21 protein-coding genes are annotated in these 24,106 nt (G+C 71.7%); 9 read left to right on the plus strand and 12 right to left on the minus strand.

Annotated elements, in window-relative coordinates:
* The first annotated feature begins 88 nt into the window (after positions 1–88).
* Positions 89–1,459 (plus strand): methyl-accepting chemotaxis protein, encoded by a 1,371-nt coding sequence (locus ENE75_RS19670; RefSeq protein ID WP_128200051.1) that lies wholly within the window; start codon positions 89–91, stop codon positions 1,457–1,459.
* Between the two features lie 19 nt (positions 1,460–1,478).
* Complete coding sequence (locus ENE75_RS19675; protein ID WP_128200052.1) at positions 1,479–3,065, plus strand: methyl-accepting chemotaxis protein; 1,587 nt, start codon at positions 1,479–1,481, stop codon at positions 3,063–3,065.
* 32 nt (positions 3,066–3,097) lie between these two features.
* Here the strand turns inward: ENE75_RS19675 and ENE75_RS19680 are convergent, their stop codons facing one another.
* Positions 3,098–5,629: an ABC transporter permease gene (locus ENE75_RS19680; protein ID WP_128200053.1), complete on the minus strand. Its 2,532-nt coding sequence runs from the start codon at positions 5,627–5,629 to the stop codon at positions 3,098–3,100.
* Between the two features lie 83 nt (positions 5,630–5,712).
* On the opposite strand from ENE75_RS19680, the gene ENE75_RS19685 reads away from it, so the two are divergent.
* Positions 5,713–6,567: a dioxygenase family protein gene (locus ENE75_RS19685; RefSeq protein ID WP_128200054.1), complete on the plus strand. Its 855-nt coding sequence runs from the start codon at positions 5,713–5,715 to the stop codon at positions 6,565–6,567.
* A 36-nt stretch (positions 6,568–6,603) separates the two neighbouring features.
* Positions 6,604–6,966 (plus strand): hypothetical protein, encoded by a 363-nt coding sequence (locus ENE75_RS19690; protein WP_128200055.1) that lies wholly within the window; start codon positions 6,604–6,606, stop codon positions 6,964–6,966.
* Position 6,967: 1 nt separating this feature from the next.
* Here the strand turns inward: ENE75_RS19690 and ENE75_RS19695 are convergent, their stop codons facing one another.
* Positions 6,968–8,011, minus strand: a complete 1,044-nt coding sequence (locus tag ENE75_RS19695) for an adenosine deaminase (protein WP_128200056.1) — start codon at positions 8,009–8,011, stop codon at positions 6,968–6,970.
* A 129-nt stretch (positions 8,012–8,140) separates the two neighbouring features.
* Here ENE75_RS19695 and ENE75_RS19700 point away from each other — a divergent pair, with 129 nt between their 5' ends.
* The gene (locus ENE75_RS19700) at positions 8,141–8,824 is read left to right on the plus strand and encodes a PEP-CTERM sorting domain-containing protein (protein ID WP_128200057.1); all 684 of its coding nucleotides are present in this window, start codon (positions 8,141–8,143) and stop codon (positions 8,822–8,824) included.
* 6 nt (positions 8,825–8,830) lie between these two features.
* Here ENE75_RS19700 and ENE75_RS19705 read toward each other — a convergent pair whose 3' ends face one another.
* The 8 genes from ENE75_RS19705 to guaD all read right to left on the minus strand — a co-directional run bounded on the left by ENE75_RS19705 (position 8,831) and on the right by guaD (position 17,506).
* Positions 8,831–9,841 carry an alpha/beta fold hydrolase gene (locus ENE75_RS19705; protein ID WP_128200058.1) on the minus strand — a complete coding sequence of 337 codons (1,011 nt, stop codon included), beginning with the start codon at positions 9,839–9,841 and terminating at the stop codon, positions 8,831–8,833.
* Between the two features lie 174 nt (positions 9,842–10,015).
* Positions 10,016–10,381 (minus strand): CZB domain-containing protein, encoded by a 366-nt coding sequence (locus ENE75_RS19710; protein ID WP_128200059.1) that lies wholly within the window; start codon positions 10,379–10,381, stop codon positions 10,016–10,018.
* 93 nt (positions 10,382–10,474) lie between these two features.
* Positions 10,475–11,461, minus strand: coding sequence for a Rieske 2Fe-2S domain-containing protein (locus ENE75_RS19715; protein ID WP_128200060.1), 987 nt, complete (start codon positions 11,459–11,461; stop codon positions 10,475–10,477).
* A 30-nt stretch (positions 11,462–11,491) separates the two neighbouring features.
* On the minus strand, positions 11,492–12,637 hold the full coding sequence (locus tag ENE75_RS19720; RefSeq protein ID WP_128200061.1) for a BMP family ABC transporter substrate-binding protein: 1,146 nt from the start codon (positions 12,635–12,637) through the stop codon (positions 11,492–11,494).
* Positions 12,638–12,668: 31 nt separating this feature from the next.
* The gene (locus ENE75_RS19725) at positions 12,669–13,589 is read right to left on the minus strand and encodes an ABC transporter permease (protein WP_128200062.1); all 921 of its coding nucleotides are present in this window, start codon (positions 13,587–13,589) and stop codon (positions 12,669–12,671) included.
* A complete protein-coding gene (locus ENE75_RS19730) occupies positions 13,586–14,656 on the minus strand; it encodes an ABC transporter permease (RefSeq protein ID WP_128200063.1) in 1,071 nt (356 codons plus the stop codon). Before ENE75_RS19730 ends, ENE75_RS19725 begins: the two co-directional genes overlap by 4 nt.
* Positions 14,643–16,169, minus strand: coding sequence for an ABC transporter ATP-binding protein (locus tag ENE75_RS19735; RefSeq protein WP_199232368.1), 1,527 nt, complete (start codon positions 16,167–16,169; stop codon positions 14,643–14,645). Before ENE75_RS19735 ends, ENE75_RS19730 begins: the two co-directional genes overlap by 14 nt.
* Positions 16,166–17,506, minus strand: a complete 1,341-nt coding sequence (gene guaD, locus ENE75_RS19740) for a guanine deaminase (RefSeq protein ID WP_128200065.1) — start codon at positions 17,504–17,506, stop codon at positions 16,166–16,168. Before guaD ends, ENE75_RS19735 begins: the two co-directional genes overlap by 4 nt.
* Before the next feature lie 127 nt (positions 17,507–17,633).
* Here guaD and xdhA point away from each other — a divergent pair, with 127 nt between their 5' ends.
* Together xdhA and xdhB are read left to right on the plus strand one after the other, a co-directional pair.
* A complete protein-coding gene (xdhA, locus tag ENE75_RS19745; protein WP_128200066.1) occupies positions 17,634–19,121 on the plus strand; it encodes a xanthine dehydrogenase small subunit in 1,488 nt (495 codons plus the stop codon).
* A complete protein-coding gene (gene xdhB / locus ENE75_RS19750; protein WP_128200067.1) occupies positions 19,118–21,418 on the plus strand; it encodes a xanthine dehydrogenase molybdopterin binding subunit in 2,301 nt (766 codons plus the stop codon). The genes xdhA and xdhB overlap by 4 nt, the downstream gene beginning before the upstream one ends.
* Here the strand turns inward: xdhB and ENE75_RS19755 are convergent.
* On the minus strand, positions 21,407–22,228 hold the full coding sequence (locus ENE75_RS19755) for a Crp/Fnr family transcriptional regulator (RefSeq protein WP_128200068.1): 822 nt from the start codon (positions 22,226–22,228) through the stop codon (positions 21,407–21,409). The genes xdhB and ENE75_RS19755 overlap by 12 nt on opposite strands.
* Here ENE75_RS19755 and ENE75_RS19760 point away from each other — a divergent pair.
* Positions 22,209–22,529, plus strand: a complete 321-nt coding sequence (locus ENE75_RS19760) for a hypothetical protein (RefSeq protein WP_128200069.1) — start codon at positions 22,209–22,211, stop codon at positions 22,527–22,529. The genes ENE75_RS19755 and ENE75_RS19760 overlap by 20 nt on opposite strands.
* A gap of 147 nt (positions 22,530–22,676) precedes the next feature.
* Positions 22,677–23,507, plus strand: coding sequence for a xanthine dehydrogenase accessory protein XdhC (gene xdhC / locus ENE75_RS19765; protein ID WP_233259182.1), 831 nt, complete (start codon positions 22,677–22,679; stop codon positions 23,505–23,507).
* Here xdhC and ENE75_RS19770 read toward each other — a convergent pair.
* On the minus strand, positions 23,488–23,976 hold the full coding sequence (locus tag ENE75_RS19770) for a hypothetical protein (protein WP_128200070.1): 489 nt from the start codon (positions 23,974–23,976) through the stop codon (positions 23,488–23,490). The genes xdhC and ENE75_RS19770 overlap by 20 nt on opposite strands.
* Positions 23,977–24,106 lie beyond the last annotated feature (130 nt).

A 24,106-nucleotide genomic window follows, 5' to 3' on the forward strand; every position in this document is an offset into this window, starting at 1 on the left:
GCAGCGCGCCCCCGAGGGCGCGCTTCAGTTTTTGCAGATCTCGGCCGAAATGCCCTCAGGCCCTCCTCGTTTCACACGCCTTCCGCCCATGTTCAAGTCCCCCTCGATCACGCTGCGCCTGTGGGCGCCGACCATCGGCCTGGCCCTGATGCTGGGTATCGCCGGCTCGATCACCACCGTGCGCACCCAGGCGCTGATCCGGGACGCGGCGCAGCAGCAGTCGGGGCAGCTCGACCGCCTGCAGCAGGCGCAGCAGTGGCGCAATGCCGTCTCGCACCGCGAGGACGATGCCGCCCTGCGCGGTGCGCTGCTGGCCGGCGCCGCCGATGACGCCGAACGCCAGGCCTTGTCCAACGCCGCGTCGGCCACCGACCCGGCCGCCCGCCTGGCCGCGGCCGACGCCTTCGTGACCCTGCAGCGTGACCGCATGCGCCAGATGCAGGATGCGGCCGCCGCCAACCGGATGCGGACCGTCTGGGGCGTGCTGGCGCTGATGGCCGTGATCGTGGGCGTGTCGGCGCTGGGATCGGCCTTCCTGGTGCGCACCGTGTGCCGGCCGCTGCTGGCCCTGCGCACGCTGGCCGAACGCATCGGCCATGGCGACCTGGCAGCACCCGTGGACACCAACCGTGCCGACGAGATCGGCGACCTGCAGCGCTCCATCGCCGAGATGCGCGACGCGCTGCGGCGCGTGGTCGGCGACGTGCAGGCCGCGGCCGAGCAGATCCGCCTGGCCAGCACCGAGGTGGCCGCCGGGAACACCGACCTGTCGGCGCGCACCGAATTGACGGCGTCGCGCCTGCAGCAGACGGCCAGCGCGATGGCGCAGATCACGCAGACGGTCCACCAGTCCAGCGACGCCGCGGCGCAGGCCAGCACGCTGGCCACGGCGGCATCGGGCAGCGCACAGCGCGGCGGCAGCGTCGTCGCGCAGGTGGTCTCGACGATGGACACCATCCATGCGAGCAGCCGGCGTATCGCCGACATCATCGGCACCGTCGACGGCATCGCGTTCCAGACCAACATCCTGGCCCTGAACGCCGCGGTGGAAGCAGCGCGTGCCGGTGAGCAGGGCCGCGGCTTCGCGGTGGTGGCCGGCGAGGTGCGCACGCTGGCACAGCGCAGTGCCGCGGCGGCACGAGAGATCAAGGCGCTGATCGGCAGCAACGTCGAGAGCGTCGAGGCCGGCGCCACGCTGGTCAAGGACGCCGGGCAGTCGATGCAGGACATCGTCGACGGCGTGCAGCGCGTGACGGTCATCGTCGGCGAGATCAGCGCCACCAGTGGCGCCCAGCGCGGCGACATCGGCGCGGTGCACGACGCCGTGGGCGAGCTCGACGGCATGACGCAGCAGAACGCCGCGCTGGTCGAGCAGAGCGCCGCCGCCGCCGAGAGCCTGCGTACGCAGGCGGCGCGGCTGACGGATATCGTCTCGGCTTTCCGCCTCACCGCCCCCTGACCGGCACCGGGAGCCGTCCATGCTGCGGCGCCTGCCCCTGTTTCCCCGCCTGCTGACCGCGGTGGCCGTGCCGCTGCTGCTGATGGTCGCAGCCGCCGCGATGGCGGGCTGGCAACTGCAGCGCATCGGCGCCGCCAACCACAGCCTGGAATCGACCCGGGGGCAGCGCGACCTGGTCGGCAACTGGATCGGTCATGTGCGCGACAACCTGGACAAGGCCATCCTGGCGACCCGGTTCGACGCCGTGGTCGGTGACGATGCCGAGCTTCAGCAGCGCACGTCCGCTGCGCTCGGGGCATTGAACCAGGCCATGGCCGACACCGCGGCCGCCGCGGCCACGCAGCAGGACGCCATGCTGGCCAGCCTGCAGGACGACGCGGACATCGACCGGGCGGCGGGGATCCGCCAGCGCGTCGACCAGGTTGCAGCCGACCGTCAGCGCTTCGTGCAGGCCCGCGCGTCCGTGCGGGACGACCTGTTGCTGGGAGAGGGGGCAGAGCGCATCGACACCGACCTGGCGCCGCTGGCGCAGGCGATGAAGGCTTCGCTCGACGACTTGCAGGCGCACATCGACGCGCAGGCCATGGCAGCGTCGGCCCGTGTCGATGCCGCGGTGAAACAGGCCTCGAACGTGCTGGTGGCGGCCTGCCTGGCCGCGCTGGCGGCGGGCGGCGCGCTGGCCTGGCACCAGGCCCGCTCGATCACGCGACCGGTGCACCTGGCGGGGTCATTTGCCAGCGAGATCGCCGGCGGCAGCCTGACCGCCAGCATGGCGGTGCACGGGCAGGACGAGATGGCGACCCTGCAGCGCACGCTGCTGGGCATGCGCGATGCGCTGTCCGCCGTGGTGCACCAGGTGCGCGAAGGCGCCGGCCAGATCAAGCTGGCCAGCGGCGAGATCGCCAACGGCAACGGCGACCTCTCCGGCCGGACCGAACAGACGGCCGCGGAACTCCAGCAGACCGCCAGCGCCGTGCAGCAGCTGGCCACCGGCGCCCAGCAGACCGCCGACTCGGCCCGCAGCGCGGCAACGCTGGCCGACAGCGCTGGCGACGTGGCGCGGCGCGGCGGCGCGGTCGTCACCCAGGTCGTGCAGACGATGGAGCAGATCTCGGCACGCAGCGGCCGCATCGCCGACATCGTGGGCACCATCGACGGCATCGCCTTCCAGACCAACATCCTGGCGCTCAACGCCGCGGTGGAAGCCGCGCGTGCCGGTGAGCAGGGCGGCGGCTTTGCCGTGGTGGCCACCGAGGTTCGGGCCCTGGCCCAGCGCTCGGCCGGGGCGGCCCGCGAGATCAAGGCGCTGATCGGCGACAGCGTGGCGCAGGTCGAGTCGGGCGCCAAGGTGGTCGGCCAGGCCGGCGAGACGATGCGCCAGATCGTGACCAACGCGGGCAACGTCAAGCAGCTGATCGCCGAGATCAGTCACGGCGCGCAGGAGCAGACCGCGGGTCTGACGGACATCACCCAGTCGGTGGAGCAGCTCGACGGCATGACGCAGCAGAACGCCGCGCTGGTCGAGCAGACGGCCGCCGCCGCGGCGTCGCTGAAAGACAGCGCGCTGCGCATGAACGACGCGATGGCGTTCTTCCGGACCCACTGAGGCGCGGCCTGCCTGCGCCGCGCGGGGGGAGCTCAGTCCACCGCGCGGCGCAGCGTCTCCACCACCGGCCGGCGCAGCACCTCGCGCAGGCCACACCAGCCGGCGCCCAGCGCCAGCAGCGCGCCGGCCACGCCGCCGATGGCGGGCACCCAGGGCTGCGGGTTCCAGCTGAACTGGAAGGCGTAGCGCGCCAGCAGCCAGCCCACCACCAGCGCCGCCACGGAGGCCAGCACGCCAGCCAGCGCGCCCACCCCCAGCAGTTCGGCGCGCTGCACCTGCGCCAGCAGGCGCCCGCTGGCGCCCAGCGCGCGCATCACCGCGTACTCCTTGGCCCGCGCCTCGCGCGTGGCCGTCACCGCGGCGAACAGCACCACCAGCCCCGCCAGCAGCGTGAAGCCGAACAGGAACTCCACCGCGCGGATCACCTTGTCCAGCACCTGCTGCACCTGGGCGATGGAGGCCGAGACGTCGATGTTGGTGATGTTGGGGAAGTCGTGCACCAGCCGGTTGTCGAAACCCTTGGCCGCCGGCGCGCGGAAGGCGCTGATGTAGGACAGCGGCACGTCGTCCATCTGCGCCACCGGGAACAGCACGAAGAAGTTGACGCGCATCGAGCCCCAGTCCACCTCGCGCAGGCTGGTGATCTTCGCCGTCACCGGGATGCCGGCGACGTCGAAGGTCATGCTGTCACCCAGGCCCAGGCCGAGTTCCTTGGCCAGCCCGTCCTCGACGCTGATGGCGCCGGCCTCGTCGGCCGTCCAGCGGCCGGCCACCACGCTGTTGTGCACCGGCAGCCGCGCGTCGTGGCTGAGGTTGAACTCGCGCTCGGCCAGGCGTTGCGCACGTTCGCCCTCGAAGTCCTCGGCCTTGACGGACTTCCCGTTGATGGCCGTCAGGCGGCCGCGGATCATCGGGTACCAGTCGTAGCGTGCCACGCCCTCGGCCTTCAGCGCGGCCTGGAAGGGCTCGGCCTGCTCCGGCTGCACGTTGATGACGAAGCGGTCGGGCGCGTCGGGCGGCGTGGCCTGGCGCCAGCTGGCGATGAGGTCGGTGCGCAGCAGCACCAGCAGCACCAGCGCCAGCAGGCCCACCGACAGCGCCGAGACCTGCAGCACCGCGTAGGCCGGCCGTGCCGCGATCTGCCGCGTGGCCAGAACCAGCCAGCGCGGCGCGTCGCTCTCCGGCACCGTGCGCTTGAGCAGCAGCACGGCGGCATACGACAGGCCGGCGAACAGCGCCACCGCGGCGGCGAAGCCGCCCACGGCCACGGCGCCGAGCACCGGGTCGCGCGCCACCGCCAGCAGCATGGCCACGAAGCCGGCCGCGCCAGCGCCCAGCACCACCAGCGAGCCGGCCTTGGGGCCACCGAGGTCACGCCGGATCACGCGCAGCGGCGGCACGCGCGAGAGCTGCAGCACCGGCGGCAGGCCGAAGGCCACCAGCAGCGTCAGACCCACGCCCAGGCCGAACAGCGCCGGCATGAAGCCCGCGGGCGGCAGCGCTGCGTCCAGCAGGCCGGCGAGCAGCCAGACGAAGGCGTAGTGCACCACGAAGCCCAGCAGCACGCCGCCGGCGCTGCCGATGAGTCCGACGAAGCCGAACTCCAGTGCATAGGCCCCTGCGATGCGCCGCTGGCTCAGGCCCAGCACGCGCAGCATGGCGCAGTCGTCGAGGTGGCGGTTGGCGAAGTCGCGCGCCGCGATGCCGACCGCCACCGCGGCCAGCAGGGCCGCCAGCAGCGCCACCAGGTTCAGGAACTTCTGGCCACGCTCGAGCGTCTGGCTCATCTCCGGCCGGCCGGCCTCCAGCGCCTCCACGCGCAGGCCACGCAGGTCGTCGGATTCGATGTGCTGCTCGGCCCAGCGCACCCAGTCACGCACCGGCGCGTCGCTGGCGCCGGGCGCGGCGACGGCGAAGCGGTAGCGCACGCGGCTGGCCGGCTGCACCAGGCCGGTGGCGGCCAGGTCGGCCTCGGCGAGCATCACGCGTGGCGCGAAGTTCACGAAGCCGGCGCCGCGGTCAGGCTCGATGACGAGGATCCGGGCCACCGTCAGCGTGGCGTCGCCCAGCAGCAGCGGGTCGCCCACCTGCAGCTGCAGCGCGTCCAGCACACCCGCGTCGACCCACACCGTGCCCGGCGCCGGCGCGGCGGCGACGGTTTCCACCGCGGCGTCGGGCCCGTCCTTGAGCTGCAGCCGGCCGCGCAGCGGGTAGGCCGGCCCCACGGACTTCACCGACACCAGGCGCGCGTTGCCGCCCTTGTCGTCGGGCGCCCGCGCCATGCTGGGGAACTGCACGTTGGTGTTGGTGGCCAGGCCGCGGGCCTGCGCCTCGGCGGCGAAGGCCGGCGGCAGCGGCTGGTCGCTGCTGATCACGGCGTCGCCGCCGATGAGCTGGCGCGCGTCGCGGGTGAGGCCGTTGTTGAGCCGGTCGGCGAAGAAGCCCACCGCCGTCAGCGCCGCCACCGCAAGCAGCACGGCCACGGCCAGCAGGCGCAACTCGCCGGCCCGGAAGTCGCGCAGGGTCTGGCGCCAGGCCAGGGTCGTGATCGAGGGCGGGTTCATGCCCGCACGGTAGCAAAAGCGCCGCAACGCCGTGGTGAAGGTGCTTGAACGCCCGGGCAAGGCAGCGGGTGAACAATGTCGCCATGACGACCCTGCCCGCCCTCTTCATCTCCCACGGCTCGCCGATGACGGCGCTGGAACCCGGCGCGGCCGGCGCCTTCATGCAGCGCCTGGGACCGGCCATCGACCGCGCCTTCGGTCGGCCGATCGCGGTGTTGGCCATCTCCGCGCACACGCTGGCGCGCCGGCACGTGCTGCTGGCCGGCGCCCGGCACGAGGCCGTCTACGACTTCGGCGGCTTCCCCGACGCGCTCTACCGCCTGCGCTACGACGCCCCCGGCGCCCTGGCGCTGGCGCCGCGCGTGGCCGCGCTGATGGGCGCCGCAGGCCTGCCGGTGCAGACGCTGGACGCCAGCGGCCTGGACCATGGCATCTGGACCCCGCTGCGCTACCTGTACCCGGGCGCCGACGTGCCGGTGCTGCCGCTGTCCTTCAGCCCGCACGACAGCCCGGCGGCGCTGATGGCCCTGGGCCGCGCGCTGGCGCCGCTGGCCGACGAAGGCGTGCTGATCGTCGGCAGCGGCAGCCTCACGCACAACCTGCGGCTGATCTACGGTCCCGGCGGGCAGCCCGACGTCGCAGCGCCGGAGACCGCCGAGACCGCCGCCTTCCGCCACTGGGTGGCCGAACGCACGGCCGCACGCGACTGGGCCGCGCTGCGCGACTACCGCCGCCAGGCGCCGCACGCCGCCTTCATGCACCCCACCGACGAGCACTGGCTGCCCTTCTACGTGGCCGCTGGCGCCGGCGGCGAGGCCGCCACGCCGCGGCGCCTGCATGCCAGCGTGACCTACGGGGTGCTGGCGATGGACCTCTACGCCTTCGGCGCCGGGTCCGACACCCTGGCCGAAGAAACCCGCGACGCCGTGGCGGCTTGAGCCTGTTGCGCCGGCTGCGGCGGCAGAATGGCCGCCATGCTGATCGCGATCTGGGTGTTCGTGGCCCTGGGGGTGGCCCTGTGGTCCCTGGTGGGCTGGGGCCTGTACGAACTGCTGCGGCTGGACCACCAGCAATGGCTGGGCGACCTCAAGCCCTTGCTCGACCAGGTGCCCTTCGGCGCCTGGCTGGACGCCTGGGTGCCGGGCTGGCAGGCGCTGGCGGAACTGGCCATCGACACCGTGCAGTGGACGCTGGGCTGGATGGGTGGCGCCGCGCCGGTGGTCGTGTGGGCCGTCTGGGGCGTGGGCACGATCTTCATGGCCGGCGCGGGCGCGCTGCTGTCGCTGCTGGTCGTGCTGCTGCGCGACAAGCGACCGGCCGCCGCCCCTGCGGCCTGAGTCAGGCCCCGGCCGCGCGGAACACTGCGTCCAGCTGCAGCCGCCACGCGGCCTTGGTGGCGTCGGCGACGAAGCTGGCCTCGAAGCTGTTGGCCGCCAGTTGCCAGGCTTCGCGCGCGCCCAGACCGGGTTGCGCCGCGAACAGCTCCAGGTAGTTCTGGTTGACGTAGCCGCCGAAGTAGGCCGGGTCGTCGGAGTTCACGGTGACGCACAGGCCGGCGTCCAGCAGCGCAGGCAGGTTGTGGTGCGCCAGGTTCGGGAACACGCAGAGCTTCACGTTGGACAGCGGGCACACGGTGAGCGGCACGCGCTCGCGGGCCAGCCGTTCCACCAGCGTGGGGTCTTCGGTGCAGCGCACGCCGTGGTCGATGCGGCGCACCTGCAGGTCGTCCAGCGCCGTGCGGATGTAGGCCGGCGGGCCCTCCTCTCCGGCGTGGGCCACCACCTCCAGCCCCAGTTCGCGGCAGCGCGCGAACACGCGCGAGAACTTCTCCGGCGGGTGGCCGCGCTCGCTGCTGTCCAGCCCCACGCCGATGAAGTGCCGGCGGTAAGGCAGCGCCCCCTCCAGGGTGGCGAAGGCCTCGTCCTCGCTGAGGTGGCGCAGGAAGCACAGGATCAGTCGCGACGAGATCCGCAGTTCCTGGTGCGCCCGTTCGGCCGCATGGTGGAGGCCGAGGATGACCTTCTCCATCGGCACGCCGCGCGCGGTGTGCGTCTGCGGGTCGAAGAAGATTTCGGCGTGCACCACGTTGTCGGCCGCGGCGCGCTGGAAGTAGGCCCAGGTCATCTCGAAGAAGTCGGTCTCCTCGATCAGCACGCTGGCGCCGGCGTAGTAGATGTCGAGGAAGCTCTGCAGGTCGGTGAAGGCGTACGCCGCACGCAGGGCCTCGACGCTGGCGTAGGGCAGTGCCACGCCGTTGCGCGCAGCCAGGCGGAAGATCAGCTCGGGCTCCAGCGAGCCTTCGATGTGCAGGTGCAGTTCCGCCTTGGGCATGGTGCGCAGCAGGGCCGGCAGCTGCTGGCGGGGGATGGCGTCGAAGTTCATGGGGCGGTCTCCGGGGTTGCGGGCACTGTAGCAAGCGGCAAGCCGTGCCGGCACGGTTAACCGGGATGTAACGGGGTGGCCGCTACAACAGGCACCGTCTCCACTGTCGATGCTCCGCAGGAACTCCCCATGACCCTTCGCCCCACCTTGCTGATGCTCGCCGCGCTGTCCCTGGGATCGGCGCTCCCCGCCACCGCACAGACCGTCCAGGCGACCTACGCCGGGCTGGTCGACGACGACAGCGGCCTCGGACTGGTCGGCCAGACGATGAGCGTGTCCATGGTCTACGACGCGTCGGTGGCGCCGGACTACGCCTTCGCCAACACGCGCGCCGCCGGCTTCACCGACCTTCTGCAGTCGATGACCGTGTCCGTGGGGGCCCTGCAGTGGACCTGGCAGTCGTCCTCGGGCGGGTCCTTCCTGTCGCTGGAGGACGATGCACCACGCTTCTTCACGCCGGTGGAGGACGCGGTCGTGCTCGACGCCTACGACTTCGCCGGCACCGACCTGTTCCCCGACACCGTCAACCACAGCCTGGCGGTCTATCTGTACGACCACACGAACGCCGACGGGTTGGCCGACTACGCCACGATCCCGTCGCAGCCCATCGACCCGGCGCGCTTCGAGGACGGCCAGATCATGGAATTCAGCTTCACTGTCGGCGACCCGGAGCTCGGCGACATCTACCGCATCAGCACCCACGCCTTCGGCCTGGCCGCGCCGGTGCCGGAGCCGGGCACGCTGGCGATGTGGCTGGCCGGCGTGGGCGTGCTGGGGTCGCTGTCGGCGCGGCGGCTGCGCGCGGGGCAGTGACCCGACTCACCGGGCGGCTGACGGCCCGTCAAGGCTGCGCAGGAACGCCACCAGCAACGCGTTGACATCGGCAGCGCGCTCACGCTGCACCCAGTGGCCGGCGCCGGGCAGCACGTGCTGCCCCCGCAGGCCCGGCAGTGCACGCTTCAGATCCTTCAGCCGTTCGCGCACGCCCGGGAAGGCCAGCAGGTCGTCCCGCTCGCCGACGATGAACAGCGACGGCTGCCGAATCACGGCGCCGTACCAGGGCGCCATCAGCTCGGCGTTGCGACGGATGGCCCGGTACCAGTTCAGGCCGCCGGCGAAGCCGCGGCGGCGGAAGTCCTCGGCCGTGGCGCGCAGGTCGTCGGTGTCCCACCAGGCGGGCAGGCGCGCCGGGTCGGGTTCCTCGGTCACGTCCAGGAAGCCGGCACCGGGCGGCAGCACGCCGGCCACCACGCGATCGGGGCCGTCGCCGGACATGCTCCACCACACGCGGCGCAGCGTGGCTTCCGGGTCGGCGTCGAGCTCCGCCTCGGCCACGCCCGGCGCCTGGAAGTACTGCATGTAGAAGGTGTGCACGCCCTGGCGCTCATAGGCCATCAGCAGGTCCACCGGCGACGGTGGCACGAAGGGCACGGCCAGCCCGGCGACGGCGCGGAAGACGTCCGGCCGCATCAGTGCCGCGTACCAGACCGCAGGCGCGCCCCAGTCGTGGCCCACGAGCACCGCCTGTGTCTCGCCCAGGGCCTTGACCAGGGCCACCAGGTCGCCGGCTTGGTGCAGCATGGTGGATTGCTCGGGGCCGAGGGCACCCTCCGGATGCTTCGTCGACACGGTGCCGCCGTAGCCGCGCATGTCCGGCGCCACCGCGCGGTAGCCGGCAGCAGCCAGCGCTGCGAGCTGATGACGCCAGCTGCGCCAGCCTTCCGGAAAGCCGTGGCAGAAGATGACCAGCGGGCCCTCGCCCTGCACCGCGGCGTGCAGACGCAGACCGGGCAGGTCGAAGATTCCAGTCTGGAGAGTGGTGTCTGGCATGGCTGACGCCGTCCGGCGACCTGAAGTTCAGGGCCATGCCATCATCGACTGCTCTGGACCGCATGGCCGTCACTTCGGTGACGCAGGGCCATGCCGCAACGCCATCGCCCGGGGACTTCGGCCCCTGAACCAGATCAGCTGGACAGTGCCGCCAAGTGGCGACACCGCGGACCGTCAAACCGTCGCCGGAGCAGAGATCGCCTTCTTCAGTCCAAGGATGGCCGACCCCACTGCCGAGGAAGCACCCGCATACGGTGTCCCCGCTTCCAGCATCGCGCTGGCACCGGCGTAGTCGCCGCGGTTGATGGCGGCGGCCACCTGGCCGGCGGCGCGGTGGAACTCGGCGTGCTTGCCCAGGCACTCGCGATAGGCAGGCAGTCGGTTGTACAGACCCTTGGCCTCACCATGCAGCCACTGTCCCAAGGGGCAGCAGTTGTCCATCGCAATGCTGGACGCATCCATCTTGCTCTTCTGCTGAATGGCCATGCCGAACTTGACTTTCCATTCCGCGTGGGCCTGCGAGGCGTTGCTTAGATCCATGTGCGCGCTCCGTTTGGGACCCCGACCAGGGCCATCGGACACATGATCGTCACCCGGAGAGCAAACTTGTGGCCATAACGCTACCGCGGTCCTTCAACAGACGCCAAAGGTCACACCTGAATGCTGCAGCCAGCGCCTGTAGGCGGCGCTGAGCCGGTCGGCCGCACTGTGCACCTCACCGCCTGAGACTGGGAGGCGCCGGGGCCGCTGGCTTTCCAGCACGGCCCGGTCCTGGCCGAAGATGGTGTCCTGGAACTGCTGCAGTGCCTCATCGGGCGTGGCGGTGTCGGTGGTGAACTGCATGAACCAGGCTCGGCAGCGCTCCTCGTCCACCGGGCAGGCAAAGGCGGCATACGCATCGGCCACACCGCCACCCTCGGGTTGCTTGACCAGCAGCGCCGCGTACGGCCCCAGCACCTCGTAGCGGTAGTCCACCCACGCGCCCTCCGCCGACGAGGCCGACGCACGCGGCTGCCAGGCGCGGTAGTGCGGGATCAGCGGGCGGCCGTCGGCCGTGTGCTGCACGTCGTAGGCCGGCACCTCGGGGTGCGCCGCGTCACCCAGCCAGCCTTCGTGCACGAAGGCGAAGTGCGAGGTGTCGAGGAAATTCTCGATCAGGCGCGGTGCGCTGGTCTCCACGGTGTAGGGCCCGCAGACCACACGTCGGGCCGGCACGCCGACACAGGCCGGCGGCGTCGGCTCGACGGGGTCGCGCGCCACCCACCACAGCCCATGGGCCTGCGCGACCCGCCAGGTGCCCGCCGCATGGCCATCGGGTGGCACGAAATCCGGCGCCGCCGGGATGCGCACACAGCGGCCCATCGGGTCGAAGCGCCAGCCGTGGTAGGCGCACTGCAGCTGCCCGCCGACGACGCGGCCCAGCGACAGTGCGGCGCCGCGGTGCGGGCAACGGTCGTCGAAGGCGGCCACACCGCCGGCACCGCGCCAGAGCACCAGGTCGTGCCCCAGCAGGCGCACCGGAAGCGGCGGCCCGCCCACGGTGGCCAGGTCATCGACCATGGCCACCGGCTGCCAGAAGCGCGCCTCGGCCGGCACGCCGCTGGGGGCGTCGGTGGCCATGGCCATCACCGCGGGTGGGTCAGCTGGCCATCAGTTGCCGGTCGGCACCTTGCCTTCGACGCCCTTGACGTAGAAGTCGATCTTGTCGAGCCACTCCTGCGTGGCCACCTCGCCCTTGGGCAGGCGCTCCTTGCCGGTGTTGTCCACCACCGGGCCGGTGTAGGCGGCGAACGTCCCGTCCTTCATGCCGGCCGAGAGCTTCTCGACCTGTTCCTTCACGTCGGCCGGCACGGTGTCGGAGATCTTGACCAGCGCGTTCTGGCCTTCCTTGACGCCCCAGACGGTGCGGCCGGTGGTCCAGGTGCCGTCCATCACGTCCTTGATGGCCTTCTTGTAGTACGGACCCCAGTCGACGATGCACGACGCCAGGTGTGCGTTGGGTGCGAAGGCGCTCATGTCGCTGTCCCAGCCGAAGGCGTACTTGCCGTTCTTCTCGGCCGTCTGCAGCACCGCGGTGGAGTCGGTGTTCTGCAGCAGCACGTCGGCGCCGCCGTTGATCAGGCTCTGCGCGGCGTCGCTTTCCTTCGGCGGGTCGAACCAGGTGTTGACCCAGACCACCTTGGTCTTGACCTTGGGGTTCACGCTCTGCGCACCCAGCGTGAAGGCGTTGATGTTGCGCAGCACCTCGGGGATCGGGAAGCTGGCGACGAAGCCCAGGGTGTTGGTCTTGGTCATCTTGCCGGCGATCACGCCGGCCAGGTAGGCGTCCTCGAAGAACTTGGCGTCGTACAGCCGCATGTTGTCGGCCGTCTTGTAGCCGGTGGCGTGCTCGAACTTGACGTCCGGGAACTCGGCGGCCACCTTGAGCATGGGCTCCATGAAGCCGAAGCTGGTGGCGAAGATGATCTTGTTGCCCTGCGCGGCCAGGTCGCGGATCACGCGCTCGGCGTCGGCGCCCTCGGGCACCTTCTCGACGAAGGTGGTGGCCACCTTGTCGCCGAACTCGGCCTCGACGGCCTTGCGGCCCTGGTCGTGGGCGAAGGTCCAGCCGGCGTCGCCGACGGGGCCCACGTAGACCCAGGCGGCCTTCAGCGGCTCGGGCTTGGGTGCCGGGGCGGGTGCGGCGGCCGGGGCGGGCGCCGGCGCGGGTTCTTCCTTCTTGCCGCAGGCGGCAAGACCGGCGACGGCCGCAGCGGCGGCCAGGACGAACAGGGAACGCTTGGACAGGTCGGTCATGGACAGAGGCTCCTCGGAGGAAGTCGGAATTCTAGGTGCCGGGATGGAAGGGTTTGCCCAGCGACGCGGGCATGTTGATGCGGATCCAGGTCGGGTTGCGGCTGATCAGCGCCAGCACGACGATGGTGGCGATGTAGGGCAGCATCGCCAGCAGCTGGCTGGCCACCTGCACGCCGGCCGTCTGCAGCGCGAACTGCAGCATCGTCACGCCGCCGAACAGGTAGGCACCGAGCAACACGCGTGCCGGCCGCCAGGTGGCGAAGGTGGTCAGCGCCAGCGCGATCCAGCCGCGCCCGGCCACCAGGCCTTCGACCCACAACGGTGCGTAGACCACCGACAGGTACGCACCAGCCAGGCCGCACAGCGCACCACCGGCGGTCACGGCGGCCAGGCGCAGCAGCCGCACCCGGTAGCCCAGCGCGTGCGCCGACTCCGGCGACTCGCCCACGGCGCGCAGCACCAGGCCGGCACGGCTGCGGTAGAGGAACCAGGCGATAGCGAAGGTGAGCCCGATGGCGGCGTAGGCCATCGGGTGCTGGCGGAACAGCGCCGTGCCCAGCCAGGGGATGTCGGCGAGAAGCGGCACCGCGTACTGCACCGGCTCGCCCAGCGTCTTGCCGACGAAGGCCACGCCGACGAAGGCGGAGAAGCCGCCACCGAAGATCGACAGCGCCAGCCCGGTGGCGTACTGGTTGGTGTTGAGCCAGATCACCAGCACGCCGAAGGCCACGGCCATCAACGCACCCGCGCCGGCGCCGGCGGCGAAGGCCAGCCCCTGGCTGCCGGTGAGCGACGCGGTGGCGAAGCCGGCGATCGCGGCCACCAGCATCATGCCCTCGGCACCCAGGTTCAGCACCCCGGCCTTCTCGTTGAGCAGCAGGCCCAGGCCGGCCAGCGCCAGCGGCGTGCCGGACGCGATGGTGGCGGCGATCAGCAATGCAGCTTCATTCATGCCTTGCCCCACTTCACCCGATACGCCACCAGCGTGTCGCAGGCCAGCAGCAGGAACAGCAGCAGCCCCTGGAACACGCCGCTGAGCGCATTCGGCAGGCCCAGCCGGCTCTGCCCCAGTTCGCCGCCGATCAGCATCATCGACAGCAGGATGCCGCTGAACACGATGCCCACCGGGTGCAGCCGGCCGACGAAGCACACGATGATGGCGGTGAAGCCGATGCCGGTGCTGATGTGCGGCGTGAGCTGACGCAGCGGCCCGGCCACCTCCATGGCCCCGGCCAGACCGGCCAGGCCGCCGGAGCCCAGGAGCGCCAGCCACAGCGCGCTGCGCGACGAAAAGCCGGCATAACGCGCCGCCGCCGGCGCCAGGCCACCCACCTGCAGCTGGAAGCCGCGCCACGAGCGGAACAGGAACATCCAGGCCAACAGCACCAGCACGGGCACCGCCAGCGCGCCCCAGTGCAGCCGTGTGCCGCGCCACAGCGGCGGCAACCAGGTGCTGGGGTCGAAGGTGGGCGTCTGCGGGAAGTTGAAGCCCTGCGGGTCCTTCCAGGGCCCGAAGACCAGGTAGTTCACCAGCTGCTGCGCCACGTAGACCAGCATCAGGCTGACCAGGATCTCGCTGGCGTTGAAGCGGTCGCGCAGCAGCGCGGTGATGCCGGCCCACAGCATGCCGCCGGCCAGGCCGGCCAGCAGCACCAGCGGCGACAGCGCACCGCGGCCGGCGTCCAGCCCCAGCGTGCCCAGCCACAGCGCCATGCCGCCGCCGGCCACCGCGCCGAGCAGCAGCTGGCCCTCGGCGCCGATGTTCCAGACGTTGGAGCGGTAGCACACGGCCAGGCCCAGCGCGCACAGGATCAGCGGCGTGGCCTTCAGCGCCACCTCGCTGACGGCGCGCAGGCCGTTGAGCGGCTCGACGAAGAAGATGGCCAGGCCGCGCACCGGGTCCTTGCCCAGCAGCGCGAACAGGATGGCGGCGATGACCGCGGTGAGCACCAGCGCGATCAGCGGCGACGCCAGCGAAAGCGCCTTCGACGGCTCCGGGCGCGCTTCAAGCCGCAGCATCGGCCGCCTCCGGTGTGTCTTCCCACAGCCCGGACATCCACTGCCCGATGCGCTCGACGGTGGCGTCGCGCGTGGGCAGACTCGGGCTCAGCCGCCCCTGGGCGATGACGTGCAGGCGGTCGCTGATCTCGAACAGCTCCTCCAGCTCCTCGCTGACCACCAGCAGCGCGCAGCCGGCGTCACGCAGCGCCAGCAGTTCGCCGCGGATCAGCGCCGCCGCACCCACGTCCACGCCCCAGGTGGGCTGGGCCACGATCAGCAGCTTGGGCTGCGCGTCGATCTCGCGGCCGACGATGAACTTCTGCAGATTGCCACCCGACAGGCTCTTCGCCGCCGCCCCGGGCCCGCCGGCCTTGACGCCGAAGCGCTGGATGACGTGCGCCGCGAGCGCCCGCACCTGGCCCAGCTTCAGCCAGCCGCCAGGGCCGATGCCGGCGGTGCGCGTGAGCAGCGTGTTGTGGGCCAGGCTCATCGTGGGCACGGCGCCTCGGCCCAGGCGCTCCTCGGGCACGAAGTGCAGGCCTTCGTGGCGGCGGCGGCGGGGCGAGTGCTTCGCGATGTCCTGCCCGAACAGGCGGATGCTCGCCGGCGCGGCGCGGTCGTCTTCGCCCGACAGCACCGCCATCAGTTCCTGCTGGCCGTTGCCGCTGACGCCGGCGATGCCGACGATCTCGCCGGCGCGCACCTGCAACTGCAGCCGCTTCAGTTCGACGGCGAACGGGTCGGCCTTGGGCAGGTCCAGCGCCTGCACCTGCAGCACCACCTCGCCGGCCTTCAGGTCGCGGTGCGTCAGCGCCGGCGGTTCGGCACCGATCATCAGCCGCGAGAGGCTGGCGTTGTCGTGCTCGGCCGGGTCCACCTCGCCGGTGACGCGCCCCCCGCGCAGCACGGTGCAGCGGTGGCACAACGCGCGGATCTCGTCGAGCTTGTGGCTGATGTAGAGGATGCTGCAGCCGTCGGCCGCCAGCTGGCGGAGGGTGACGAAGAGGCGTTCCACCGCCTGCGGCGTCAGCACCGAGGTGGGTTCGTCCAGGATCAGCAGCGTGGGGTCGGTGAGCAGCGCGCGGACGATCTCCACGCGCTGCCGCTCACCCACGCTGAGCGTGTGCACGGGGCGCTGCGGGTCAATGTCCAGGCCGTAGGTGCCGGCCACGTCGCGGATGCGGCGAGTGACCTCGGCCAGCGGCTGCGCCTTGTCCAGCCCCAGCCACACGTTCTCGGCGGCGGTCAGCGTGTCGAACAGGCTGAAGTGCTGGTAGACCATGCTGATGCCGAGTTGGCGCGCCTGCGCCGGGCTGGCCACCTGCACCGGCTGGCCGTTGAAGCGCACCTCGCCGGCGTCGGGCCGCACGGCGCCGTAGATGACCTTCATCAGCGTGGACTTGCCGGCGCCGTTCTCGCCGAGCACGGCGTGGATCTCGCCCGGCGCCACGCGCAGGCTCACGTCGTCGTTGGCCACGACGGCCGGGTATGCCTTGCGGATGCCGCGCAGTTCGAGTCGCGGGGTGGTCAACGGTGCTCCTCCCGGGGCGGCATTGTGGCGTCTCGGCGATGGCGTTCCCGGCCGGCGACCCAGGTCTGCACCAGATGCCGCTCGTCGGACAGCGTGATCCAGGCGAAGATCCGTTCATGCAGCGTCTGCGCCAGCGCGTCGCGGCGCCGGCCCACGGGGCCGGTGGCCCAGTCCCAGACGCAGACGTCGGCCAGGCAGCCCGGCTCGAGACTGCCGATCTCGTGGTCCAGCCGCAACGCCCGAGCCGCCCCAAGCGTGGCGGCGTGCAACAGCGCCCAGGCACCCAACTTCACGCCCTGCAGCGCCTGCACCTGGTAGGCGGCGGCCATGGTGCGGACCATGCTCAGGCTGGTACCGCCGCCGACGTCGCTGGCCAGCGAGACCGCCGCACCGGCACCCTGCAGCGCCTGCCAGTCCATCAGCCCGCTGCCCAGGAACAGGTTGCTGGTGGGGCAGTGGGCAATCTGCGAACCGGTCTCGGCCAGCAGCGCACGGTCGGCATCGTCGAGCCAGATGGCGTGCGCCAGCACCGCGCGCGGGCCCAGCAGGCCGGCACGGTGGTAGACGTCGAGGTAGCTGCGCGCGTCGGGGAACAGCTCGGCCACCCAGCGCACCTCGTCGCGGTTCTCGGCCACGTGCGTCTGCATGTACAGGTCCGGCACCTCGGCCATCAGCCGCCCGGCCAGGGCCAGCTGCTGCGGCGTGCTGCAGGGGGCAAAGCGCACGGTGACGGCCTGCGCCTGGCGGCCGGTGCCGTGCCAGCGCGCGATGCCGGCGCGCAGCTCGCGGTCGGCGCTGGCAGCATCGGCGTCGCGCAGGCCGTCTGGGGCGTTGCGGTCCATCAGCACCTTGCCGGTGATGCAGCGCATGCCGCGGGCATGGGTGGCGGCGGCCATCGCATCGGCCGAGACGGCATGCACGGTGGGGAAGACGGCTGCCGCGGTGGTGCCGTGCGCCAGCAGCGCGTCGGCAAAGGCTTCGGCGCCGACGCGCGAGACCTCGGCGTCGGCGTAGCGGCGTTCGGCCGGGAAGGTGTAGGTGTCGAGCCAGTCCAGCAGGTCGGCGCCGTGGCTGGCGATCACGTCCAGCTGCGGCATGTGCACATGGGTGTCGATGAAGCCCGGCAGCACCAGCCGGCCGCGATGATCCTCGCGCTGCCAGGCGTCACCCGGGTCGTGTGCCTGGCGGCCGACGATGCGGCCGCGCTCGACCAGCAGCCAGTGGTCCGGCGTGAAGCGCACCGCGGCACCACCGTCGGGCGTGGCGTCGGTCAGCGCGGGCGCTGCGACCAGATCGAGCAGGTCGCCGCGGATCGCCAGGCGGTCGGGAACAGGCATGCAGGTCGGCGGTTTGCAAGAGCCGGGCCAGCCACCCGGACCCACCGGATTCTGCACGGGTCCGCCGGCCGCCCGGCCTGACGCCGGAGTGCTACCTTTCGGGCATTGCGCTTGCATGGGTACGTGCATGACCGAAGGCTTGACCGAACGCCCGATCCGCTTCGTCCACCGAGGGGCCATCGTCGAGGTGGCAGGGCTGCCCGCCACCACCACGGTGCTGGCCTGGCTGCGTGAACACGCCGGCCGCACCGGCACCAAGGAAGGCTGCAACGAGGGCGACTGCGGCGCCTGCACGGTGATGGTGGGCGACCTGGACGATGGCGGCACGGTGCGCTGGCGCACCGTCAACGCCTGCCTGCAGTTCCTGCCCACGCTCGACGGCCGCGCGCTGCGCACGGTGGAGGATCTGCCCGCCGACCACCCGGCGCCGCGCGCCATGGTCGAGCACCACGGCTCGCAGTGCGGCTTCTGCACGCCGGGTTTCGTGGTCTCGCTGGCCGCGTTGCACGCGAACCGGCCCGACCCGCCCAGCCGCCGCGAGCTCGCCGACGCGCTGGCGGGCAACCTGTGCCGCTGCACGGGCTACCGGCCCATCCTGGATGCGGGTGAGGCCATGTACGCCCTGCCCGCCCCGGCCGTCAACGACGACGACGCCACCGTGGCGGCGCTGCAGACCCTGCGGGCCGACCCGCCACTGGCCTACCGTGCGCCCGACCCGGCCACCGGCGCCGACAGCCGCTTCCTGGCGCCGCGCAGCCTTGACGCCCTGGCCGACGCCGCCGCGACCCACCCGCAGGCCACGGTGCTGGCCGGCAGCACCGACATCGGCCTGTGGGCCAACAAGCAGTTCCGGCCGCTGCCGCTGCTGATCAGCGTGGGCGCCGTGCCCGGCTTCAAGGCCATCACGGAAACCGAAGGCGTGCTGCACATCGGTGCCGGTGCGGCGCTGGAGGACGCCTGGGCCGCGCTGGTGGCCCATCTGCCACCGATGCGCGACTACGCGCTGCGCTTCGCCTCGCCCCCGGTTCGCCATGCCGGCACGATGGGCGGCAACCTGGCCAACGGGTCGCCCATCGGCGACAGTGCACCGGTGCTGATGGCGCTGGACGCCCGTATCGTGCTGCGCCACGGGGGCGCCGAGCGCACGCTGCCGCTCGATGGCTTCTACACGGGCTACATGAAGAACCTGCGGCAACCGGGTGAACTGCTGTGGCGCATCGAGGTCCCGCTGCCGGGCCCGGCGACGCGGCTGCGCGCCTACAAGCTGAGCAAACGCTTCGACTGCGACATCTCGGCCCTGGCGTGCGGCCTGGCGGTGACGCTGGACGGCGAGCGCGTCACCGCCGCCCGCGTGGCATTCGGCGGCATGGCCGCCACCGTGGCGCGGGCGCGCGCGGCCGAGGCCGCGCTGACCGGCCAGCCGTGGACCGAGGCCACGCTGGAGGCCGCCTGCAGCGCGCTGGGCAGCGACTACACGCCGATGACCGACCTGCGCGGCAGCGCCGGCTATCGCGTGCGGTCGGCGCGTGCCCTGCTGCGACGCTTCTGGCTGGAAACGCGGCCCGATGCACCGCTGGCGCCGTCGGCCACGCAGGTGTGGGAGGTCCCCGCATGAACGTGCCGCGCGAATCGGCGCTGGCAGCCACGCCGCAGGTGGGCATCGCCCTGCCCCACGAATCGGCGCACCTGCACGTGCGCGGCCAGGCCACCTACATCGACGACATCCCGGAAGTCGCCGGCACGCTGCATGCCGCCGTGGGGTGTTCGCCGCTGGCCCATGGCCGACTGCTGGCCGTGGACCTCGACCTGCTGCAGGCGCAGCCCGGGGTGGTGGCGGTGCTGACAGCGGCCGACATCCCCGGCAGCAATGACTGCGGCCCGATCGTGCGCGACGACCCGATCCTGGCCGAGGACACGGTGCACTTCCTGGGCCAGCCGGTGTTCCTCGTCGTGGCCACGTCGCGCGACCTCGCCCGCCGCGCCGCCGCACGGGCGAAGGACGTGATCCGTGCGGAGCCCCTGCCACCGGTGCTCACGGCGCGCGAGGCGCATGCGCGGCAGCAGTACGTGGTGCCGCCGATGCACCTGGCCCGCGGCGATGCAGCCGCGGCCATCGCTGCCGCCCCGCACAAGCTGACCGGCAGCTTCAGCCTCGGCGGTCAGGAGCAGTTTTACCTGGAAGGGCAGATCAGCTATGCGCTGCCGCAGGAGGACGCCACGGTGCACCTGCACTGTTCCACCCAGCACCCCACCGAGATGCAGCACGTGGTGGCGCATGCGCTGGGCTGGGCGCAGCACCGGGTGCAGGTGACCTGCCGGCGCATGGGCGGTGGCTTCGGCGGCAAGGAAAGCCAGTCGGCCGTGTTCGCGGCGCTCGCCAGCGTGGCGGCGGTGAAGCTTGGTCGCCCGGTGAAGCTGCGCGTGGACCGTGACGACGACTTCCTGATCACCGGCCGGCGACACGGCTTCGAGTTCGACTGGACGGTGGGCTTCGACGACGACGGCCGCATCCTCGGTGTCGAGGCCGACCTGATCGCCAACGCCGGCTGCACGGCCGACCTCTCGGCGCCGGTGATGACGCGCGCGCTGTGCCACTTCGACAACGCCTACTGGCTGCCGCACGTGGCGCTGCATGGCTACTGCGCGAAGACGAACACGCAGAGCAACACCGCCTTCCGCGGCTTCGGCGGGCCGCAGGGGGCGTTTGCGGTGGAACGCCTGCTAGACGACATCGCGCGCGCGCTGGGCCGCGACCCGCTGGCCGTGCGCCAGGCCAACTTCTACGGCCGCGCCAAACGCAACGTCACGCCCTATGGCCAGGTGGTGGAGGACAACGTCATCGACGACCTGGTGGCGCGCCTGGTGCGGGACGCACGCTGGGCCGAGCGCCGTGCGGCGGTGAACACGTTCAACGCCGGCAGCCCGGTGCTGAAGAAGGGCCTGGGCCTGATGCCGCTGAAGTTCGGCATCAGCTTCAACGTGGCCCACTTCAACCAGGCCGGCGCGCTGGTGCACGTCTACACCGACGGCAGCGTGCTCGTGAACCACGGCGGCACCGAGATGGGCCAGGGCCTGAACACCAAGGTGGCGCAGGTGGTGGCCCACGAACTCGGCCTGCCGCTGCACGCCGTGCGCGTGACGGCCACCGACACACACAAGGTGGCCAACACCTCGGCCACCGCGGCCAGCACCGGCAGCGACCTCAACGGCAAGGCGGCCCAGGCCGCCGCGCGCACCCTTCGCCAGCGGCTGGACGCCTTCCTGAGCGAGCATCCGCAGCACGCCGCTGCGCCCTGGCCAGCACTGGTGCAGGCCGCCTACGCGGCGCGGGTGCAGCTGTGGAGCGACGGCTTCTACGCCACGCCCGGCCTGCACTGGGATCGCGACAAGCTGCAGGGTAGGCCGTTCTTCTACTTCGCCTACGGCGCAGCCGTCGCCGAAGTGGTTGTGGACACGCTGACGGGCGAACACCGCGTGCTGCGCGCCGACGTGTTGCACGACGTGGGCCGCTCGCTGAACCCGGCCATCGACCTCGGCCAGATCGAAGGCGCCTTCATCCAGGGCCAGGGCTGGCTGACCAGCGAGGAACTGGTGTGGCACCCGCAGACCGGGATGCTGGCCACGCACGCGCCGAGCACCTACAAGATCCCCACCGCGAACGACTGCCCCCCGGTGTTCAACGTCGCGCTCTACGAGGCCGACAACCCGGCCGACAGCATCCACCGCAGCAAGGCAGTGGGCGAACCGCCGATCCTGCTGCCCTTCAGCGTGTTCCTGGCCATCCGCGATGCGGTGGCCAGCACCGGTGAGTCCGGCTGCCTGCCGCCATTGCAGGCGCCGGCGACGCCGGAGGCAGTGATGGAGGCGCTGGCGGCACTTCGCGCATCTGGCTCATCGGCGTCACCAACGTGAGGGCAACCGCTTCAACAGCACGATGCGGTCGCGGGTGACCTGGGCGTAGCCTCCGCGTTCGAGGTCCTGCAGCAGCCTGTTGACCATCGCTTTGGACGCACCGACGCGTTCGGCAATGCGCTGCTGACTCAGCGGCCCGGGCACCACCCGCTGACCGTCGATATCCACCGCCAGGGTGTCGAACAAGCCCACCAGGCGCCCGTAGACGCTGGCGGAGGCCAGGTTGCGCACCGTGCGGGTGAGTGTGCGCACCCTGCGGCCCAGGGCCTGCAGCAGGCGCAGCCCCAGATCGGGTCGGCTGGCCAGAAGTATCTGAACCTCGGTCGCGCTCACTCGCGTCAGCCATGAGCGCTGGACCGTCTGCACGGTGGCCGATCGCCGATCCCCGCTGAGCATCAGCTCACCGAAGAACTCGCCAGCGTGCAGCGTGGTCAACTCGACGGTCCGCCCGCCGTCACCGGCCACGACGACACGCAGTTCGCCCTCGTGGATCAGGTACATGCTGTCGGCCGGATCACCTTCGCGGACGACGTCGACGCCGGCCTCCCAACTGCGGGTCTCGCCCAGGCGCGCCAGTTCCAGGAGGAAAGCCGCATCGTCCACGGTCATGCCCTGCACAAGCCACCTCACCGTCAATTCGCTGGCGGAACCACTGTAGCGTGCGCGGACGACATGTTCACTATTGAACGGTGCTGCACCAGCGGCCCAGGTTCGCCGCAGGATCCCAACCACGGCCCGCCAGACGGCGGACTGCAGACCGACCCCGAATCCTCCCCGACTGGAGCACACCATGAGCACCTTCCACGCCACGCTCGGCGCACTCGTGATCCTGATAACCGGCCCGCTGCACGCCGCCACGTCCGAGGCGGAATCGAGCAACGCCTTGGACGCCTACGAGCGGGGGCACTACGCCTTGGCGTACGCCCTGTGGGCCCGGCAGGCCGATGCTGGAGAAGCAGAGGCGGCACGCCTGGCGCTTCAGATGTACCGCTACGGCCCTCAACTCTATGGCCAGGCCTTTGTCATTTCTTCATCGCAGCGGCAGCGGTGGCTGCACGTTGCATCCGGCGCCTTGGCGGGCGCCGAGCGTTTTGCAACGGCCAGCCACTAGACCTTAGGCCGGCGCGGCCGGCCCTCCTGGCACGGCGACCCGGGTACCGTGCGCACCGCAGGGTGATCGGCTGCGGCGGACCCGGTGTCTCGTGCCCGGCGGATCGATGGCGCCGGGTTGTCTCGCTGGTCGGCCAGAATCGGCCGCGTGCAGCCTGCCATCACGCCGCCCGAGCTCATCGCCATTGCCCTCGACTGGGCCGGTGCAGGCCGGCCTGCCACCGTGGTCGAGATCGTCGACCATGCCGGCAGTGTGCCGCGCGAGACGGGCACGCGCATGCTGGTGGCCGCCGAAGCGGTGGTGGGAACCATCGGTGGCGGCCACCTGGAGTGGCAGGCGATCGCCCAGGCACGTGTCGGCCGTCAAGGTGACTGGCGGGTGGCCCTGGGGCCTGCGCTTGGCCAGTGCTGCGGTGGGACGCTGACCCTGCGTTTCACACCGCTGGCCGACGCTGCACCGGCGCTGTGGACCTCGCCACCGCCACGCTTCGTTCTGCAGTTGTACGGCGCCGGTCACGTGGGCCGTGCCATCGTGCGGGTGCTCGCAGACATCCACTGCACGGTCAACTGGGTCGACGCCCGAGACGCCGAATTTCCGCCAGCGGTGGCACCGCACGTCGATGTCCGCTGCGTCGACGCGCCAGAGGCCGAAGTCGAGACGGCGCCGCCGGGCTGTGCCTTCCTCGTGCTGACGCACAGCCATGACCTCGACCTGCGCATCACCGAGGCCATCCTGCGGCGCGGCGACTTCGGCTTCCTGGGCCTGATCGGCTCGGCCACCAAGCGAGCCCGCTTCATGCATCGGTTCGAGGCGCGCGGGATCGCGCCCGACGTGCTGGCGCGCTTGACCTGCCCCATCGGACTGCCGGGTGTGCACGGCAAGGAACCGGCGGTGCTGGCGGTCGGCGCGGTGGCGCAGCTGCTGGCGCTGGATCCGGCCGGGGCGCCGTCACGCAAGGCTAGCGGGGCAGCAGGCTGAGGCTGCCCTGCCCTTGCAGGAACGCGTCGCCCAGCATGCCGTCGGCTGCTGCGTCCAGACCCATCACCGCACGGAAGCGAAAGCTGCCCGACGCACCGGCGTAACGGCCGCTGCCCGACACGATGCGGCCCTCGCCGCGCCATTCGCCGGGTGCGTGCGTCATCGCCGGCGTCAGCGCAATGGTCTCGCGGCTGTCCATGCGCAGCGTGGAGCCATCAGCGAAGCGGTACTCGGCCTCGACCAGGATGTCCAGGCGGCCGTCCGCCGGCGGTGCCGCAGGCCGCACCTGGCGCACGGTGGTTGCTGTCTCGCCGTTGGCGAAGATGGCCACGCCCAGCCGCGTGTTGAGCCCGGGCTGACGCGGCCCCTGAACCGATGTGGCGCGCCACGCGATTTCGTCGGCGAGGGCGGCATGGGCCGGCCACAGGCACGCGACCCACAGGCCGCACAGCCACCAGAGCTTCTTCATCGCGGATCCTTCACGCGCCACGGTCAGACGATTGTGCGGACCTGCCTGCGCGGCAACTTGCCGGCCATCAAACCCGGTGGGACTTCGCCGACGGTACCGCACGGACAGGTCCGTCGGGCGGTGCCGGTGG

This window comes from Rubrivivax albus, assembly GCF_004016515.1.
Lineage (GTDB): Bacteria > Pseudomonadota > Gammaproteobacteria > Burkholderiales > Burkholderiaceae_C > Rubrivivax > Rubrivivax albus.